General features: G+C 59.2%; 15 protein-coding genes. 11 read left to right on the top strand and 4 right to left on the bottom strand.

The genetic code is table 11. The features are described from left to right. Nucleotides 1-14 precede the first annotated feature (14 nt). The 4 genes from CRP02_RS19430 (at nucleotide 15) to CRP02_RS19415 (ending at nucleotide 5,243) form a co-directional block, all read left to right on the top strand. The gene (locus tag CRP02_RS19430) at nucleotides 15-1,148 is read left to right on the top strand and encodes a hypothetical protein (RefSeq protein WP_097172049.1); all 1,134 of its coding nucleotides are present in this window, start codon (nucleotides 15-17) and stop codon (nucleotides 1,146-1,148) included. After that, nucleotides 1,145-1,465, top strand: a complete 321-nt coding sequence (locus CRP02_RS19425; RefSeq protein WP_097172048.1) for a hypothetical protein — start codon at nucleotides 1,145-1,147, stop codon at nucleotides 1,463-1,465. The genes CRP02_RS19430 and CRP02_RS19425 overlap by 4 nt, the downstream gene beginning before the upstream one ends. 269 nt (nucleotides 1,466-1,734) lie before the next feature. Then, nucleotides 1,735-4,248 carry a GcvT family protein gene (locus CRP02_RS19420; protein ID WP_097172047.1) on the top strand — a complete coding sequence of 838 codons (2,514 nt, stop codon included), beginning with the start codon at nucleotides 1,735-1,737 and terminating at the stop codon, nucleotides 4,246-4,248. Nucleotides 4,249-4,409: 161 nt separating this feature from the next. Next, nucleotides 4,410-5,243, top strand: a complete 834-nt coding sequence (locus CRP02_RS19415; RefSeq protein WP_003515447.1) for a response regulator — start codon at nucleotides 4,410-4,412, stop codon at nucleotides 5,241-5,243. A 31-nt stretch (nucleotides 5,244-5,274) separates the two neighbouring features. Here the strand turns inward: CRP02_RS19415 and CRP02_RS19410 are convergent, their stop codons facing one another. After that, nucleotides 5,275-6,831: a phospholipase D family protein gene (locus CRP02_RS19410; protein WP_097172046.1), complete on the bottom strand. Its 1,557-nt coding sequence runs from the start codon at nucleotides 6,829-6,831 to the stop codon at nucleotides 5,275-5,277. Between the two features lie 166 nt (nucleotides 6,832-6,997). On the opposite strand from CRP02_RS19410, the gene CRP02_RS19405 reads away from it, so the two are divergent. The 3 genes from CRP02_RS19405 to CRP02_RS19395 are packed head-to-tail and all read left to right on the top strand — an operon-like array spanning nucleotide 6,998 to nucleotide 8,323. Next, complete coding sequence (locus CRP02_RS19405; RefSeq protein ID WP_026330922.1) at nucleotides 6,998-7,312, top strand: ArsR/SmtB family transcription factor; 315 nt, start codon at nucleotides 6,998-7,000, stop codon at nucleotides 7,310-7,312. Continuing rightward, nucleotides 7,309-7,668 (top strand): SRPBCC family protein, encoded by a 360-nt coding sequence (locus tag CRP02_RS19400; RefSeq protein ID WP_097172045.1) that lies wholly within the window; start codon nucleotides 7,309-7,311, stop codon nucleotides 7,666-7,668. Before CRP02_RS19405 ends, CRP02_RS19400 begins: the two co-directional genes overlap by 4 nt. A 43-nt stretch (nucleotides 7,669-7,711) precedes the next feature. After that, nucleotides 7,712-8,323, top strand: a complete 612-nt coding sequence (locus tag CRP02_RS19395) for an ATP-dependent Clp protease proteolytic subunit (RefSeq protein ID WP_097102701.1) — start codon at nucleotides 7,712-7,714, stop codon at nucleotides 8,321-8,323. 43 nt (nucleotides 8,324-8,366) lie between these two features. On the opposite strand, the gene parE is transcribed toward CRP02_RS19395, so the two are convergent. Next, nucleotides 8,367-10,487 (bottom strand): DNA topoisomerase IV subunit B, encoded by a 2,121-nt coding sequence (parE, locus tag CRP02_RS19390; protein ID WP_013636223.1) that lies wholly within the window; start codon nucleotides 10,485-10,487, stop codon nucleotides 8,367-8,369. 209 nt (nucleotides 10,488-10,696) lie between these two features. Here parE and CRP02_RS19385 point away from each other — a divergent pair, with 209 nt between their 5' ends. The 4 genes from CRP02_RS19385 (at nucleotide 10,697) to CRP02_RS19370 (ending at nucleotide 14,925) form a co-directional block, all read left to right on the top strand. Continuing rightward, nucleotides 10,697-11,578 carry a dienelactone hydrolase family protein gene (locus CRP02_RS19385; RefSeq protein ID WP_097172044.1) on the top strand — a complete coding sequence of 294 codons (882 nt, stop codon included), beginning with the start codon at nucleotides 10,697-10,699 and terminating at the stop codon, nucleotides 11,576-11,578. Nucleotides 11,579-11,792: 214 nt separating this feature from the next. Continuing rightward, on the top strand, nucleotides 11,793-12,563 hold the full coding sequence (gene tpiA / locus CRP02_RS19380) for a triose-phosphate isomerase (protein WP_003515430.1): 771 nt from the start codon (nucleotides 11,793-11,795) through the stop codon (nucleotides 12,561-12,563). A 115-nt stretch (nucleotides 12,564-12,678) separates the two neighbouring features. Beyond that, nucleotides 12,679-13,137, top strand: a complete 459-nt coding sequence (gene secG / locus CRP02_RS19375; RefSeq protein ID WP_097172848.1) for a preprotein translocase subunit SecG — start codon at nucleotides 12,679-12,681, stop codon at nucleotides 13,135-13,137. 150 nt (nucleotides 13,138-13,287) lie between these two features. Beyond that, on the top strand, nucleotides 13,288-14,925 hold the full coding sequence (locus CRP02_RS19370) for a CTP synthase (RefSeq protein ID WP_284180559.1): 1,638 nt from the start codon (nucleotides 13,288-13,290) through the stop codon (nucleotides 14,923-14,925). A gap of 66 nt (nucleotides 14,926-14,991) precedes the next feature. Here CRP02_RS19370 and CRP02_RS19365 read toward each other — a convergent pair whose 3' ends face one another. Both CRP02_RS19365 and fumC read right to left on the bottom strand, forming a co-directional pair. After that, complete coding sequence (locus tag CRP02_RS19365; protein WP_097172042.1) at nucleotides 14,992-15,924, bottom strand: alpha/beta hydrolase; 933 nt, start codon at nucleotides 15,922-15,924, stop codon at nucleotides 14,992-14,994. Nucleotides 15,925-16,130: 206 nt separating this feature from the next. Further along, nucleotides 16,131-17,522 (bottom strand): class II fumarate hydratase, encoded by a 1,392-nt coding sequence (gene fumC, locus CRP02_RS19360; protein ID WP_097103313.1) that lies wholly within the window; start codon nucleotides 17,520-17,522, stop codon nucleotides 16,131-16,133. Between the last annotated feature and the right edge of the window lie 76 nt (nucleotides 17,523-17,598).

Below are 17,598 nucleotides of genomic sequence, written 5' to 3'. Positions count from 1 at the left end.
GTGCGTGGAGGTGGGTGACACCCCATGCCGCCCGAGTATCCTTACTGGCGACAGGTGTCGTTATCGGTTCTGCCGGTCTGTTTTTCCTGATGGGCCAAACCGATGTGACGGATGATTACCTGCCGAAACGCTGGAATGAATCCATCCGCAGACTGGGCATCGAGCCGGTCTATCCTCCACAGGAGGATATTTATGTCGGAGACATCATCGCCGAGGTCGTGGATTCGGGCCACAAGTTCAAGTCTTTGCCCACCGACCTCGAAAGCGAAGCCTTCATCGGTCGCTACGTCAAGATCACCCAGATACCTAATTTGCGGGGATATCTCGGGGTCAAGTCTGAGGCGCCTTATTTCGGCGACAGCACCTGGTTGGAGGATAAAAAGTCTCTGTCGATTGCTCAACCGCGTACGGAGGTTGCTGTGGATGGGACGACGTCTGGCCTGGTGGTGAAGGACGCGCTGTTTCCCGTCATCAGGATAGAACGCAAGGAAGGAATGGCAGGACTTTTACGCAATATCGCCTTCGGTGGCGCACGGGCGGATATCGAGGAAATCGAGCTTCAGAATGTGCAGACCTATGCGATCAATCCCTTCCACGCACAAAATGCGCTGATGCGGTTTTGCAATGATGACGACACCAAGGTCTATTGCGCCGACGACTATCTTCGCGAAAAACTCTCGTACATTCTTAGCCGCAACATTTTGAGAACCGCCGAGACAGAGGATTGTGGTTCGCGCTATATTTACGACATTCGCCTGCTGGTCGTGCGTCAGGCGTTTCTGACACGCGGGGTAAAGGTCACCAACGGCCGGGCACGATCGGGTTTCATCGATGCGGGGGGAAACAAAGCCGACGTCAAGAAGACTCTGGATGGTGCGGACGTTGCCGCGACCACAGGTCCGCAGGGCCAGCAGCCGGCGGCCGAAAACATGGCCGGCAATGACAACACCATTCGAAGCACAAACAGTTCCGGCCTCTTTTCCGATAGCCAGTTTGCGAGGCCGCTCGTCATAGGCTTCAACAGCGTTTCCATCGGTATGCGCAACAGCACGCCCGCATGGCTGGACGCCGCTGCAAAAGCTGCCGCTGGCAAAGACGTGAAAGACCGCGCCAAGATTTGTGCATCTTCCCAGGAGGTTGCGAAATGAGACTGGCTATTTTTCTCTTCGGTATGTTTTTTCCGTTTCTGGCAAATGCGCAGGATGTGGTTCGCCCGTCTGTGAGTGGAGATATTGCGCAATTCAACGATGATTGCATTTATCGCATTCCACCTTGCAGCAAGGATGGTGGTGGCGTTTTTCCGCCGCCACCACCTCCGCCCGGTGGCGGCGGCGGGATACACAATCTGCCAGGCGGTCCTGTCCTCAAGAACTCGATCATCGTTCCCGGCAACGACGTTATAAAGGGGTTAAACTTGGACGGCCCGGATGTGCGGGGGATGCAATTGCAGCTTCAGACCAGATAGACGGTTTATCCAGCGCTTCAGGCTCTAATCCGTGTTGGCTGACACCTGATCTGTTCCGGTTGGCATTTTCCCATATGTGCGCCGCCGTCGTCTTCAAAAGGCGACGGCGGTTTGAATCCCGCCTCCAGCGACGGCATTTTCTCCCCTGTCGCAGCACCCTATGGCCATGTCGCAATCAGGCGGCTGAACGGCCGCTGGGCGCTTCATATTCCATCCCATCGATTTGGCAGCACGACAGGCAATGCCGGCGCTTTTTAGGGGTTCTGTAAATGAAGACACATGCACGGGCGGTGGTGATCGGTGGCGGCGTCGTCGGCGTTTCGACGCTTTATCATCTTGCCAAGAAGGGCTGGAGCGACAGCGTCCTTATCGAGCGCAAGGAACTGACCTCCGGTTCCACCTGGCACGCAGCCGGTCTTTTGCCGCTGTTCAACATGAGCTACTCGGTCGGCCAGATCCACAAATATTCGGTGAAGTTCTACGAGGAGCTTCAGGAAGAGACCGGCATGAATGTCGGTTTCTCCAAGGTTTCTAACATTCGTCTCGCCCGCACCAAGGATCGCTGGGACGAATATATGTATTATGCCGGCATTGCCGAGACCATCGGTGTGCGGGTCAACATGCTGACGCCGGAGCAGGTGAAGGAAATCTGGCCGCTTTGCGAGACGGACGGCCTGCTGGGCGCCATCCAGCATCCCGATGATGGTTATATCCAGCCCGCCGACCTGACGCAGGCGCTGGCCAAGGGCGCGCGCGACCGTGGCGCCACCATCTATCGCAACACCACCGTCACCGCCATCGAGCAGCTGGACGATGGTCACTGGAAGGTGACGACGGATAAGGGCGAGATCATCGCCGAACATATCATCTCCTGCACCGGCTCCTTTGCCCGCAAGACTGGCGAGATGGTCGGCATCAATATTCCGGTCATCCCGGTCGAGCACCAATATATCGTCACCGAGCCGCATCCGGCCATTCTGGAGCGCCGCCGTCAGGGTCTGCCGGAAATGGGCGTTCTGCGTGAATCGGATTCGGCCTGGTACATGCGCGAGGAGGCCGGCGGTCTGATCCTCGGCCCTTACGAAGTCGGCGCTCCGGTCTGTTATGTCGACGGTCCCTCTGACGATAGCGAATATGAGCTGTTCCAGGAGGAACTCGACCGCCTAATGCCGCATATCGAAACGGCGATGGTGCGCGTTCCGGCTTTCGGCGAAGTCGGTATCAAGAAGGTCTATAACGGCGCTATCGCCTATACGCCTGATGGCAACCCGATCGTCGGTCCGGCACCAGGCCTGAAGAATTTCTGGCTGAACGAAGGCCACTCCTTCGGCATCACCGCTGCCGGTGGTGCTGGCTGGCAGCTTGCCGAATGGATCGTCGATGGTGAGCCCACTCTCGATCTGATGGGTGTCGATCCGCGCCGCTTCGGCCCCCACGCAACGGAAGGTTACCTCATTGCCAAGAATGAGGAAGCCTATGCCAACGTCTTTACCATGCATTACCCTGATGAAGAACGTTCCGCTGCCCGTCCGCTGAAGACGACGCCGGTTTACGACCGTCTGAAGAAGCTCGGCGGCGTGTTCGGTTCTGTTTACGGCTGGGAGCGTGCCAACTGGTATGCGCCGGAAGGTTATGCGCTGCGCGAAGAGGACCTCGGCGTCGGTGCTGATGTCATCACCAGCCACAACTATGCGCCGCCACTGGACGATGGCCGTATCGTCGAGAAGTGGTCGTTCCGCCGCTCGAACTATTTCGAACATGTCGGCAACGAGGTGAAGAACGTCACCCAGAATGTCGGCGTGCTTGACATGTCGGCCTTCGCCAAGATGGAAGTCTCCGGTCCCGGCGCGCGCGCCTGGCTGGACAGCATTCTCGCCAATATCGTGCCGAAGAAGCGCGGCCGTATTGCGCTGACTCACCTTCTGACGCCGAATGGCGGCGTGAAGGTGGAGTTCACCGTCTATGAATGGGCACCGGGCCGGTTCTATCTGGTGTCCGCCGGCGGTCTTGAGGCGCACGATCATGACGTGCTCCAGCGCCTTGCGCCCACCGACGGTTCCGTAGTGCTGCAGCCGATCACCCAGAAATACGGCGTGCTGGTGCTTGCCGGTCCGAAGTCGCGCGATCTCCTGAAGAAGCTGACCCGCACCAGCCTCGAGAACAAGGATTTCCCGTGGCTGACGGCGAAGCAGATTTCCGTGGGCGTGGCAACAGCGCATGCGCTGCGCGTCAACTTCGTCGGCGAACTGGGCTGGGAATTGCACCATCCTATCGAAATGCAGAACTACATCTTCGACCGGCTGATGGAAGCGGGCGCCGAATTCGGCATCAAGCCATTCGGTATTCGGGCTATGGTGTCGATGTCGCTCGAAAAGTCGTATCGCAACATGGGCCGCGAGCTTTCGGTCGAATATAACGCCTATGAATCCGGTCTCGACCGGTTCCTGCGTCCGGAGAAAAATTTCATCGGCCGCGATGCGCTGGTGGCCTACAAGGAAGCCGGCTTGAAATCGGTATTCTCGACGCTGACCGTGTCGGGCAATACGGATGTCGATGCGCGCGGTTCGGAAGCCATCTTCGATGCAGATGGCGCACTTGCCGGCCGTGTGACAAGCGGCGGTTTTGGCTGGCGTATCGGCAAATCGATTGCGCTTGCCATGCTGAAACCGGAATATGCCACGATTGGCACGAAGCTGAAAATCCGCATTCTCGGCACGCTTTATGATGCCGAGGTCGTGGAAGAAAGCCCCTTCGATACGGAAAACGCTCTGCTGCGCGCCTGAGGCATTTTCCTGGAAGCATTCGAAACACGGCCCTCCCTCGGGGCCGTGTTTTCTTTTGGGTAAGCATGTATGCCGACTGTTTTCAGGCAAAAGTGTTATTAATCATTCTGAAAAATACGCCTGCTAATTTCCCGTGAAAGACGACGGGGGACTGGGACAAAATGAATTTTCTGGGCATTACGGGCATGCAATATTCGGGTGTGCCTTTTACCAATTGCCGCATCTTACTGGCGGAAGATACCAATGTGTTCACCCAGATGGTGAGCATGCGCCTGAAGGAATTGCTGGGCGTTTCCGTGGAGGTGTGCCGCAACTTCGAGGAGTTGCAGGCGTGCTACGAACACTCGGCCGAACCCGTGACGCTTGCGATTTCCAACATCAATCTTCCGGGGGCGGAAAATGGCGAGGCGCTGGAATATCTGATCGATCTTTCGATCCCGACCATCGTTTTCACCAGCACGTTTCATGAGGCGACCCGCGAAACGCTGATCGCCAAGAATGTGGTCGACTACATTCTGAAAGACAATATCTTTGCCGTGGACATGCTGACGGAATCCATCTGTCGGTTCCTCACCAACCACCGCCACCATGTGCTGATCGTCGATGACAGCCCGACGGCGCGGGCGCTGCTTTCAAGCCGCCTCAAGCGTTATAATTTCCGCGTCAGCCTTGCCGATAGCGGTGCGAAGGCGCTCGAAATCCTGAAGGCCAATCCCGATATCGGGCTGGTGGTGACCGACTACAACATGCCCGATATTGACGGTTTCGAACTGACACGGCGCATCCGCACCGTGCGCGGCTCGCACGAGTTGCGCATCATCGGCGTTTCCTCCTCCACCAACCGGCTTTTGTCTGCGCGGTTTCTGAAGGCGGGCGGCAACGATTTCATGCTGCGGCCCTTCATCGACGAGGAATTTTATTGCCGCGTCAACCAGAACCTCGACACGCTGGTGCAGATACAGCTAGCCAAGGCTGGCGTGAGACCGGCGGCCTGACCGGACTTCTCGTGGTCAAGGCCGCGACACGTCAAAGCTGAGACTCGAGCGGCAGGAAACGCATGATGCCCGCGACGATCCGGCGGCTGATGGCAGCGTCCGGTTCACGCCGGTATGTCTTCGGCTGGCCGTGTTCTTCGGTCATCCAGACGATGCGATTGCCATTGTCTATATCCAGCTCGAAGCTCATCGAGCGGCGGATCTCTTCGCTGAATATCTCGTCCATGCGCGCAACCAGCGGAGCGGAGGTGAAAACGACGCCCATTTCCGTGTTGAGAGAAGCGGAGCGCGGATCGAAATTGAGCGAGCCGATATAGCCGGTCTTGCCGTCGCGGGAGAAAGCCTTGGTGTGGAGGCTCGCCTGTCCTGAACCGCGAAGCGTAAAGCTTGGCTGGTCCGCCTGTGCACGCAATTCATGCAGGCGCACCCCGCCCAGCAGAAGCGGCTTTCGATACCGTGCGTAACCGGCGTGAACGGCGGCAACATCTGTTGCAGCCAGCGAGTTGGTGAGGATGGCAACCGAGACGCCGCGCTCGGCAAGGTTTGCAAAAATGTCCAAGCCCTGTTTGCCGGGAATGAAATAGGGGGAGGTGATGTGCAGGCTGTCATTTGCCGCCTGCATCAGCGGCAGCAGGCTCTCCATCAGGAAGTTGTGGCCGTTGCGGCGTTTTCCCGCCGCTTTTTCCGGCGGGTCAGCAAGCACGTCGGCTTCATCGACCCAATGCAGGCGGTCCGACATCAGGAAATGTCCGCTGCCATATTGGTTTTCGACGCGCTCGAGATAGGGTTTGGCAGCCTCGCTTTTCGGCAGGGCAGCAAGCTCGCGCCGTAACCTGGCGAGCTTGCTCGGCCTGCGCGCGAGAAGCGAGCGCACGGGAACGGAAACGGCGCTGTTCCAGTAGTCGTCGAAGATTTCGGTGGCATCCGCAACGATCCTGCCGAAACCGAGAATGTCGAAATCGTGGAAATTGGCCCGTTCGGCGGCATCGAAATAGGCATCGCCAATATTACGGCCGCCAACAATCACAGCGCGTCCATCGGCAATCCACGCCTTATTGTGCATGCGCCGGTTGACGCTTCGGAACCGGAGGACCAGTTCCAGGCTTCGATACAAGATGTTTTCCCGCGCCCTGGTTGGGTTGAAGAGCCGCAGCTCGATATTGGGATGGCTGTCGATGGCGTGGAAGATGCGGTCGGACATCGAGACGCCGAGATCGTCCAGAAGCAGCCTCACGCGCACGCCGCGGTCTGCTGCGGCAATAACCTCGCGCATCATCAGCCGACCGGTCAGGTCGGCATTCCACATGTAATACATTAGATCAAGGCTGCGTCCGGCCGCCCGCGCCGCCGCCATGCGCACTGCAAAGGCATCCAGATTGGAATGCAGCAGGCAGAGCGCGTTTTTCTCGTTCCAGCCGTTCCTTATCGACTGCCAGTGGCGATCGAGCCCGGTCGCATCCTCGGCAACGGGCAGGGCATTGGAGGGGCGTTTGGGAATGGCCTTTTCCCGCTGCTTGCTGATGACAACAAACAGGCCTGGTCCGACGACCAGCAGCACCATGGCGATAAAGACCGTAAATGCAGTCACTTGTTTTGATCACTCCCGGCCTGAAGATTATCAGGCCGGGTGAAAACGCGCGAGCACATAAAGCGTTCACGGCAGAAGAGGGTGCGGGAGCGAAAAAGCCTGCCTTGCGAAGCGAATGCAGGCGGCGGGACTTGCTAATGACATAAGTGTATGCTTATCTGTTGTTATGACAGAGAATGATATTTTCCGGGCGCTGGCCGATCCGACACGCCGCGCCATTTTCGAAAAGCTCGCGGATGGTGCCCAGAACGCTTCCGCCTTGCGCGAAGGCATCGATATCAGCCAGCCGGCCATGTCTCAGCATCTTGCCGTGCTGCGGGGGGCGGGGCTGGTAGTCGAACGGCGGCAGGGCCGTTTCGTCAATTACGAGGTCGATCCGGATGGGCTGACACGGATTGCTACGTGGCTTGGCAAATACCGCGCCTACTGGCCGCAGCGCGTAGAAGCACTCAAGCTCTTGCTGAAGGATATGGATCAATGAACAGGGAACTGCCCGCAGCACCGAAACCCGGTATCGAGTTGGAATATGATCTCGATGAGCCGCCGCAAAAAGTCTGGCGTGCGATCAGCATTCCGGCCTTCCGTGAAAACTGGTTGCCGAAGGAGGCTTTGGCTGAACCCGAGGCGATCAGGATCACCCCGGGGAAGGAGGTCTGTTACAGGATGCGGGATGACGTTCCGCCTTTTCTGGAAAGCACCGTCACCTTCAGGATTGCACCTAACGCGAGCGGCGGCACCAGCCTGCGGGTCATTCATGAGTTGCCCATCACCGGTTCCGGTCGGATGACAAAGGCTGCCGCAAACCACAACGGTTCTCCGATCAAGCTCGCCGCCTGATCCACCACATTTCCTTACATTTTCAAACGACAGGAGTTCGCCGATGCGCGAAGCGATGCAACTCGTCCCTATGGTAGTTGAACAATCCGCAAGGGGAGAAAGGTCTTTCGACATCTATTCCCGGCTGTTGCGGGAAAGGATCATCTTTCTCAACGGTGAGGTCAACGACGCTGTTTCCGCGCTTGTCTGCGCGCAATTGCTGTTTCTCGAGGCAGAAAACCCGAAGAAGCCAATCCATCTCTACATCAATTCTCCAGGCGGTGTCGTGACCAGCGGTCTCGCAATGTACGACACCATGCGCTACATCCGCGCGCCGGTTCATACTCTGTGCATGGGGACCGCCCGTTCCATGGGCTCGTTCCTGCTTATGGCGGGCGAACCGGGCGCGCGGGCGGCATTGCCCAACGCCAGCATCCTCATTCACCAGCCGTCCGGCGGGTTTCAGGGGCAGGCGTCGGATATGCTCATCCATGCTGAAGAAATCAGGCAGACAAAGCACCGAATGACGCGGCTTTATGCCGAGCATTGCAAGCGCAGCTATGACGAGTTTGAAGCGGCAATGGATCGCGACCGTTTCATGACGGTGGAAGAGGCACTGGAATGGGGATTGATCGACCGCATTCTGGACGTTCGCGAAGATGTGGCGGCGGCATGACAAAAAGCGTCCCGGTTGGCGCATGGCTGGCCGGGACGGTTGATCAGATATCCAGATTATCCGCGAAGGCAGCGCGTTCCTGAATGAAGCGGAAGCGGGCATCCGCCTTGGTGCCCATCAGATTGTCGACCGCCTCGCGGGTGCCTTCGAAATCCACATCATCGATCTCGACGCGCAGCAGGGTGCGCTTTTCGGGATCCATGGTGGTTTCCTTCAGCTGTGCCGCCATCATTTCGCCAAGGCCTTTGAAGCGGCCGATTTCGACCTTCTTGCCCTTGAAGACGGTTTCCATCAACTCGGCGCGGTGGGCGTCGTCGCGGGCATAGGCGCTCTTGGCACCCTGACGGATGACGTAGAGCGGCGGCACTGCGAGATAGAGGTGGTTGCCGCGAATGAGTTCCGGCATTTCCTGATAGAAGAAGGTAATGAGCAGCGAGGCGATGTGAGCGCCATCGACGTCGGCATCCGTCATGATGATGATGCGTTCGTAACGCAAATCTTCTTCGCGGTACTTGGTGCGTGTGCCGCAGCCCAGCGCCTGGATGAGATCGGCGATCTGCTGGTTGGCCGAGAGTTTTTCACGGCTGGCGCTGCCGACGTTGAGGATCTTGCCGCGCAGCGGCAGGATGGCCTGATTGGCGCGGTTGCGCGCCTGCTTGGCCGAGCCGCCAGCCGAGTCACCCTCGACGATGAAAAGCTCGGCATTCTCGGCCGTGTTCTGCGAGCAGTCCGCCAGCTTGCCGGGCAGGCGCAGCTTGCGCACCGCCGTCTTGCGGTTGACTTCCTTTTCCTTGCGGCGGCGCAGGCGTTCTTCGGCGCGCTCGATCACCCAGTCCAGCAGCTTCGCCGCTTCGCCCGGGTTGCCGGTGAGATAATGGTCGAAGGGATCGCGCAGCGCATTTTCGACGATGCGCTGGGCCTCGACGGTCGCGAGCTTGTCCTTGGTCTGGCCGACGAATTCCGGCTCGCGGATGAAGACGGAGAGCATGCCCGCTGCCGAGATCATCACGTCATCGGTGGTGATTTCCCTGGCGCGCTTGTTCTGGGTCAGCTCCGCATAGTTCTTAAGGCCCTTGGTGAGCGCGATGCGGAAACCGGCCTCATGCGTACCGCCTTCAGGCGTCGGGATGGTGTTGCAATAGGAATGGATCTGCGTGTCGCCGCCATACCAGGTCACAGCCCATTCCAGCGCACCGTGGCCACCGGTCTTTTCGGTGCGGCCGGAGAAAATCTCGCGGGTGACGGTGAATTCCTTGCCGAGCGTGGCCGCCAGATAGTCCTTCAGACCACCGGGGAAATGGAACACGGCCTTTTCGGGGATTTCGCCACCGGCGGGCACCATGCCGGGATCGCAGCTCCAGCGGATTTCGACGCCGCCGAAGAGATAGGCCTTGGAGCGGGCCATGCGGAAGATGCGCGCCGGTTCGAATTTTGCGTGATCGCCGAAGATCTGCGGGTCCGGATGGAACCGCACGCGGGTGCCGCGTCGGTTGTGCACGTCACCCAGTTCTTCAAGACCGCCTATGGGCGCGCCGCGCGAAAAGCGCTGGCGGTAAAGCTTGCGGTTACGGGCGACTTCCACTTCCAGAAGATCGGACAGCGCATTGACCACGGAAACGCCGACGCCATGCAGGCCGCCGGAGGTTTCATAGGCCTTGCCGTCGAACTTGCCGCCGGCATGCAGCTTGGTCATGATGACTTCGAGCGTCGACTTGCCTGGAACCTGCGGATGGTTTTCCACGGGAATGCCGCGTCCGTTATCGGTGACGGTTAGGAAACCCTCGGTATCGAGATGGACCTCGATGAAATTGGCGTGGCCTGCGACGGCCTCGTCCATGGAGTTGTCGATGACTTCGGCAAAGAGGTGGTGAAGCGCCTTCTCGTCGGTGCCGCCAATATACATGCCGGGCCGCATGCGCACCGGTTCCAGCCCTTCGAGCACGCGGATCGACGAGGCGCCGTAGTCGTCACCGGAGGGGGACACGGGCGCTGGAGGCGGGGGCGTCGTGACGGCCGCAACGGCTGCTGGTTTCGGTTGCACGTTCACGTTCGCGGCTGCGGACACCGGGGCCTTCACGGGTTTTGCCGTGTCCTCGTTCTTTTCCGTTTCGCTGTTTGGTGCCACCGGAAGACCGGAGAAGAGATCGTTGCTATCGTCCATCATGTCCAAGGTTCAAAAAAGCGTGTCGTCAGAATTTCGCCAAGCGAATCAGTATGCCAATAGGGGCGAGTATAGCGCCAAACGTGCAGGGCGTGTGGCCTAACGCGGCGCACCCTATGCCACGACTATGTCAGGGTTTCGCAACAGGAGGATTGCGCTGCCGCCCTGGCAATGGCAAGTCTCGCAGCCACGAATGAACGGTTAACCAAGTCATGTCCACAGCTCATTTCACGTTTTGTACTCTTTTCTGCCTGACTGTTGCGGCGATGCCGGGCGGTGCCGGGGCGGCGGACGGGCCGCTGCGGCCGTTCAAGGACGAGCTTTTTTCCAGCCAGCCAGCGCTTTCCACGGCCGATGGCGGCGCATCTGAGGTGATCGATTATCAGGAGATGCGCGACATCAACGGCCGCGACGAGGTACCGGAACGGCGGGTGAAGCGGCAATATGTGGACATGGCGCCCAAGACAGCGCAGGCGATGGAATCCGTGGCGGTTGAGGGCAGGGCGCTTGAGGTGGGCCGCGTCGGGCCATCATCCGGGCAGGCCTTCACCGTGATCTTCATCCACGGGCGCGGCGGCGACCGGCGGCTTGGCATGAACGACTATACGTTCGGCGGCAATTTCAACCGGCTGAAAAATCTGGCTGTCGCCAATGGCGGCACCTATTATGTGCCGAGCGTACGGTCCTTCGATGCAAATGGCGTTGCCGACGTTTCCGCACTGATCACCTATGCGGCCAGCAAATCCGGCGGTAAGCCGGTGGTGTTGGCCTGCGCCTCCATGGGCAGCTTCATCTGCTACGGCATCAGCCGCGACAAGGCCACGGTCGGCAATCTCAAGGGTATGGCGATCCTCGGCGGCGCGGTCGATCCCGATTTTCCGAAGAGCGCCTTTGCGAAAGCCAAAAAGCCGGTGTGGTTCACCCATGGCAGCGCCGACAAGGTGTATTCCGCCGACAGCCAGGCCACCATCTTCCGCACCTTGCTGAAGGCGGGAGAGCCGGCGCGCTTCACGCTTTTTGAGACAGGCACGCATGGAACGCCGGTGCGCATGACCGACTGGCGGGCGGTTTTGAACTGGATTTTGAGCCGCTGAGGTGTGGTTTTGGTTCGACGGACGCGAATTTCGGCAAATTGACCGACGTTTTGAAGCCTATGACTGCTTTTTTGTACCAATTATCATCGGCTGCGTTTAAGGAAATATTCCGGGATTTCCGGCAGGGTTTCTGTCGCGATTAGGGGCCGCCTGGCGGCTGAGGTAAGGGGTGTTCGCGCCAGCGGCTCTCCGAGACAAAGGGAATGGGATACGCATGACGCCGAATGTTCGACCGCTTGTAGCCGGAAACTGGAAGATGAACGGCACCCGTTCGTCGCTCGATCAGATCAAGGCCATGGCAGAGGGCGTCAAGGGCGCGCTTTCCGAAAAGGTGGATGCGCTGATCTGCCCGCCATCGACGCTTCTTTATGTGGCAACCGCGCTCTGCGACGACAGCCCGCTGATGATTGGCGGACAGGATTGCCACCAGAATGTTTCCGGCGCGCATACGGGTGACATTTCCGCCGAGATGATTGCCGATTGCTTCGGTACCCATGTCATCGTCGGCCATTCCGAGCGCCGCACCGACCATGCCGAGACGGATCATCTGGTTCGTGCCAAGGCCGTTGCCGCCCATCAGGCTGATCTTATCGCCATCGTCTGCATCGGCGAGACGGCGGATGAGCGCAAGGCGGGCCAGACGCTCGATATCCTCAAGCGCCAGCTTGCGGGATCGCTTCCGGACGAGGCAACCGCCGAAAACACCGTCATCGCTTATGAGCCGGTCTGGGCGATCGGCACGGGTCTGACGCCGACCACGCAGGATGTGCGCGAGGCCCATGCCTTCATGCGCGACGAGCTGGTCAAGCGCTTTGGCGATGAAGGCAAGACCATGCGGATTCTCTACGGCGGCTCGGTGAAGCCTGCCAATGCGCTGGAACTGATGGGCGTCGAGAATGTCGACGGTGCACTGATCGGCGGCGCGAGCTTGAAAGCCTCCGACTTCCTTTCCATCTATGCGGCATACGAGCAACTGACGGCTTGAGACACGCTTTCCTGCCACAGTGGCGGGAAAGGGGCTTGGAATAAGCCTTCGCCTCATGTAAAGAGCCGCGAAACCTTCTTTGTAGTGCTCCGCGCGGGGCATGGAATGGATTGTCATGCAGACCGTTTTGATTGTTATTCACCTCATGATCGTGCTTGCGCTTGTCGGCGTGGTTCTGATCCAGCGTTCCGAAGGCGGCGGCCTCGGCATCGGCGGCGGTTCGGGCTTCATGTCCGCGCGCGGAACGGCCAATGCGCTGACCCGCACGACGGGTATCCTTGCCGCGCTGTTCTTCGTGACGTCGCTCGGACTTGGTCTTCTGACCCGGTACGAATCGCGCCCGACGGATATTCTGAACCGTATTCCGGCCACGCAGGGTCAGGGCAACGGCATTCTCGACACGCTCGGCCCGGCACAGACGCCGGCAACGCCGGCTCCGGCTGAGAATGGCGTTCCGACCAACAGCGGCGCTGCAGCACCTGCGCAGACCACGCCTGCACCGGCCACTGCTGGTGACGCCGCTCCGGCACCGGCCAAGCCAGCCGATCCGAACGCAGTTCCGACCGGTCAATAAGCCCGGTTATGATTTAACGCTCCGGCAGGCCAAAAGCCTGCCGGTTTTCTTTTGTTCGCATTTCGCCACATCCCATTGCCAATTCGTCAACAGCGAATTTGCAACAGCATGAAATTTGGGCTGGCGGAATCAGAGGTAAAAAGGTATCCGGTGAATCCCATGGCGCGATATGTATTCATCACAGGCGGCGTGGTCTCCTCTCTCGGTAAGGGCATCGCAGCTGCGGCACTCGGAGCATTGCTGCAATCCCGTGGTTATCGGGTGCGGCTTCGCAAACTTGACCCCTATTTGAACGTCGATCCCGGCACGATGAGCCCGACACAGCACGGTGAAGTGTTTGTGACGGACGACGGTGCCGAGACGGACCTCGACCTTGGCCACTATGAACGCTTTACGGGGCGTTCGGCGACCAAGACCGACAACATCACCACTGGCCGCATTTACAAGAACATCATCGACAAGGAACGCCGCGGCGACTATCTCGGCGCGACCGTTCAGGTCATTCCGCATGTCACCAACGAGATCAAGGATTTCGTGACCGAAGGCAATGACGATTACGACTTCGTCATCTGCGAAATCGGCGGCACGGTCGGTGATATCGAGGCGATGCCGTTCATGGAGGCGATCCGCCAGCTCGGCAACGACCTGCCGCGCGGCACCGCAATCTATGTTCACCTGACGCTGATGCCTTACATTCCGGCAGCCGGCGAATTGAAGACCAAGCCGACCCAGCATTCCGTGAAGGAACTGCAGGCGCTTGGCATTCATCCCGACATTCTGCTGGTGCGCGCCGACCGGGAAATCCCGGAAGCGGAACGCCGCAAGCTTTCGCTGTTCTGCAACGTGCGTCCTTCCGCCGTCATTCAGGCGCTGGATGTTGCCAACATCTATGACGTTCCGATCGCCTACCACAATGAAGGTCTCGATTCGGAAGTGCTGGCCGCTTTTGGTATCGAACCGGCGCCGAAGCCGCGTCTGGAACAGTGGGAAGAGGTCTGCAACCGTATCCGCACGCCGGAAGGCGAGGTAACGATTGCGATCGTCGGTAAATATACCGGCCTCAAGGACGCCTACAAGTCGCTGATCGAGGCGCTGCATCACGGTGGTTTTGCCAACCGCGTCAAGGTCAAGCTGGAGTGGATCGAGTCGGAAGTCTTCGAAAAGGAAGATCCGACGCCCTATCTCGAAAAGGTCAACGGCATTCTGGTGCCGGGCGGTTTCGGCGAGCGCGGTTCCGAAGGCAAGATCATGGCGGCGCAGTTCGCCCGTGAGCGCAACGTGCCCTATTTCGGCATCTGCTTTGGCATGCAGATGGCCGTCGTGGAAGCGGCGCGTCATCTGGCCGGCATCGAGAATGCCTCGTCCACCGAATTCGGTCCGACGGCTGAGCCCGTCGTTGGCTTGATGACCGAGTGGGTAAAGGGCAACGAGCTGGAGAAGCGCTCCACCAAGGGCGATCTCGGCGGCACCATGCGTCTCGGCGCTTACAAGGCGGCGCTGAAGAAAGACACCAAGATCGCCGATATCTACGGCACCACGGATATTTCCGAGCGCCACCGTCACCGTTATGAGGTGAATGTGGACTACAAGGACCGGCTGGAAGAATGCGGCCTCGTCTTCTCGGGCATGTCTCCGGATGGTGTCCTGCCGGAAACGGTGGAATATCCTGACCATCCCTGGTTCATCGGCGTTCAGTATCACCCTGAACTCAAGAGCCGTCCGCTCGACCCGCATCCGCTGTTTGCCAGCTTCGTTGAAGCGGCGGTGGAGCAGAGCCGGCTGGTTTGACGGTTTGAATGAGATGAAGAGGGCCGCTTTTGCGGCCCTTTTTTATTGGGGTGCGCACAGAATGCGTCAGGCCAGAAGGTTGTGCTTCCTCAGCCATGCCTCATACCATCCAGGCCATTCTTGCGTGGGGGTTCCGGGCTTGCCCATGCCGAAGCCGTGGCCGCCAGAAATGATTGGGTGAAATTCGACATCCACATCCGCCTTCTCGCACGCCTGCTGCATGATACGGCTATTGGCGGGATTGGAAATCCGGTCGTCATCCGCCTGCGTGAGGAAGACCGGAGGGCAATCTTTGCTCACATGGCTTTCCACTGACCACTCTCGTGTTGCCTCGTCTGTCGGGTGCCTGCCGATAAGTGACCTCCGGGTCGATGTATGGTCATAGGGCGCTGCAAGCGTGATGACCGGATAGATCAGGGCCGCAACATCCGGCCGGGCTGATTGCCTGTCGATGTCATCGACTGCTTCGTAAGACGCAAAAGCCGAGCGGGCGGCGGCCAACCCCATCAAGTGCCCGCCCGCAGAAAAACCAAGTGCGCCGATCCTGTGCGGATCGATCTGCCGGTCCGAAGCGCGTGTACGAACCAGACGAAATGCGCGCTGCGCATCCTGAAGCGGTGCCAGCGGTCCAGCAGCCCATCCTTCAATCGGCAGACGGTAGGTGAGGACAAAAGCATAAATGCCTCTGGCCGCGAGCCAGCGTGCGGCGGGATAGGACTCCTTGCCTTCCTCGATGCGTTTATATCCACCGCCACCTGCAATGATCATTGCGGAACCATTTGGCTTTGCGGGAGCGAACACCTCCAGGCTCGGTACGGCAATGTTGGTGACAGCGCCTTTTTTGCTTATATCCGGGACGCCGTTCGGACCACCGCCTTCCGGAGGCGGGCCGGGCCAAAGCGAAATCCATTGCCGATCGCCTTGCGCAAACAGACTTGGGACTTTCATGGCCGTGGCGAGGAAGGCACCACCAAGAAGCAGGCTGCGGCGGCAGATCATGATGTCATCCTCAATCGTGCACCTGGTTTCGGCATTCTCTGCGGAAGAACAGCTTACGTGGACGATTTAAAAACACCAAGAATGGTCAGTACCGGGACATCCCGATGCTTTGGCCCTACACCACGGTCTCATCGCTCATCCGTCAATCGAACAAACAAAAAACGGGCCCGAAGGCCCGTTCTGCATTCCACCAAAAGCCAGTCCGCTTACTTCGGGCCGATCATGTTTTCCGGGCGTACATACTGGTCGAATTCCTCGTTGGTGAGGTATCCGCCGCCGACGGCCTCGTCGCGCAGTGTCGTGCCGTTCTTGTGCGCGGTCTTGGCGATCTTGGCGCAGATGTCGTAGCCGAGCTTGCTGTTGAGAGCCGTGACGAGCATCAGCGAGTTCTCGACGCCCTTCCTGATGTTGTCTTCGCGGGCTTCGATGCCGACGACGCAATTGTCGGTGAAGGAGACGGCGGCATCGCCCAGAAGCTGGACCGACTGCAGGAAGTTGTAGGCCATCATCGGATTGTAGACGTTCAGTTCGAAGTGCCCCTGCGAGCCTGCGAAGGAGAGCGCTGCATTGTTGCCGAAGATGTGGGCGCAAACCTGCGTCAGCGCTTCCGACTGCGTCGGGTTCACCTTGCCCGGCATGATCGATGAGCCGGGTTCGTTTTCCGGCAGCGACAATTCGCCAAGACCGGCGCGCGGGCCGGAGCCGAGGAAGCGGATGTCGTTGGCGATCTTGAACAGTGCTGCTGCTGCGGCATTGATCGCGCCATGCGAGAACACCATGGAATCGTGCGAGGCAAGCGCTTCGAACTTGTTCGGCGCCGTCACGAACGGTAGGCCGGTGATCTTCGAAATCTCTTCGGCAACCTTTTCAGCGAAACCGACGGGGGCGTTCAGGCCCGTGCCGACCGCCGTGCCGCCCTGTGCAAGCTTGGAAAGTGCGGGCAGGGTGAGTTCGATATTGGCAATCGCCGAGGCGACCTGCGCGGCATAACCGGAAAACTCCTGGCCGAGCGTCAGCGGCGTGGCATCCTGCGTGTGGGTGCGGCCGATCTTGATGATCTTTTCGAACTGCCTGACCTTGGCTTCCAGCGCCGTGTGCAGGTGCTTGAGGGCCGGCAGCAGGTGGTGAACGATCTCTTCCACGCAGGCGATGTGCATCGCCGTCGGATAGGTGTCGTTCGAGGACTGGCTCATATTGACGTGGTCGTTGGGGTGAACTGGTTTCTTGGTGCCCATTTCGCCGCCGAGCATCTCGATTGCGCGGTTGGAAATCACCTCATTGGCATTCATGTTGGATTGCGTGCCGGAACCGGTCTGCCAGACGACCAGCGGGAAATGTTCAGTCAGCTTGCCGTCGATGACTTCCTGCGCGGCTGCGATGATGGCGTCGCCTACCTTGGGGTCTAGGCCTGCAAGCGCCATGTTCGCACGGGCCGCTGCCTGCTTGACGATGCCGAGTGCGCGAACGACAGAGGCGGGCTGCTTTTCCCAGCCGATCTTGAAGTTGCCGAGCGAGCGCTGCGCCTGCGCGCCCCAATAGCGATCGGCCTGAACTTCAATGGGTCCAAATGTATCGGTTTCCGTCCGTGTGGCTGTCATCAATCTTGCCTTTTTACTCGTTTTCCTCCGCCAAAACGGCACTTCGCCCGCCTTGCGCGCGCCGATATATAGAATC

Source organism: Rhizobium sp. AN5, assembly GCF_900215255.1.
GTDB classification, from domain to species: Bacteria; Pseudomonadota; Alphaproteobacteria; order Rhizobiales; family Rhizobiaceae; genus Agrobacterium; species Agrobacterium tumefaciens.
The sequence above is the reverse complement of the archived record's forward strand: the minus strand, read 5'-3'. Positions and strand labels throughout refer to the sequence as shown.

Bases quoted from the DNA above. Each gene is read 5' to 3' on its own strand.
- CRP02_RS19365 (WP_097172042.1), bottom strand. From the start codon at position 15,924: ATGATCTGCCGCCGCAGCCTGCTTCTTGGTGGTGCCTTCCTCGCCACG.
- secG (WP_097172848.1), top strand. From the start codon at position 12,679: ATGCAGACCGTTTTGATTGTTATTCACCTCATGATCGTGCTTGCGCTT.
- CRP02_RS19400 (WP_097172045.1), top strand. From the start codon at position 7,309: ATGAACAGGGAACTGCCCGCAGCACCGAAACCCGGTATCGAGTTGGAA.
- CRP02_RS19405 (WP_026330922.1), top strand. From the start codon at position 6,998: ATGACAGAGAATGATATTTTCCGGGCGCTGGCCGATCCGACACGCCGC.
- CRP02_RS19385 (WP_097172044.1), top strand. From the start codon at position 10,697: ATGTCCACAGCTCATTTCACGTTTTGTACTCTTTTCTGCCTGACTGTT.
- fumC (WP_097103313.1), bottom strand. From the start codon at position 17,522: ATGACAGCCACACGGACGGAAACCGATACATTTGGACCCATTGAAGTT.
- tpiA (WP_003515430.1), top strand. From the start codon at position 11,793: ATGACGCCGAATGTTCGACCGCTTGTAGCCGGAAACTGGAAGATGAAC.
- parE (WP_013636223.1), bottom strand. From the start codon at position 10,487: ATGATGGACGATAGCAACGATCTCTTCTCCGGTCTTCCGGTGGCACCA.
- CRP02_RS19415 (WP_003515447.1), top strand. From the start codon at position 4,410: ATGAATTTTCTGGGCATTACGGGCATGCAATATTCGGGTGTGCCTTTT.
- CRP02_RS19420 (WP_097172047.1), top strand. From the start codon at position 1,735: ATGAAGACACATGCACGGGCGGTGGTGATCGGTGGCGGCGTCGTCGGC.
- CRP02_RS19425 (WP_097172048.1), top strand. From the start codon at position 1,145: ATGAGACTGGCTATTTTTCTCTTCGGTATGTTTTTTCCGTTTCTGGCA.
- CRP02_RS19395 (WP_097102701.1), top strand. From the start codon at position 7,712: ATGCGCGAAGCGATGCAACTCGTCCCTATGGTAGTTGAACAATCCGCA.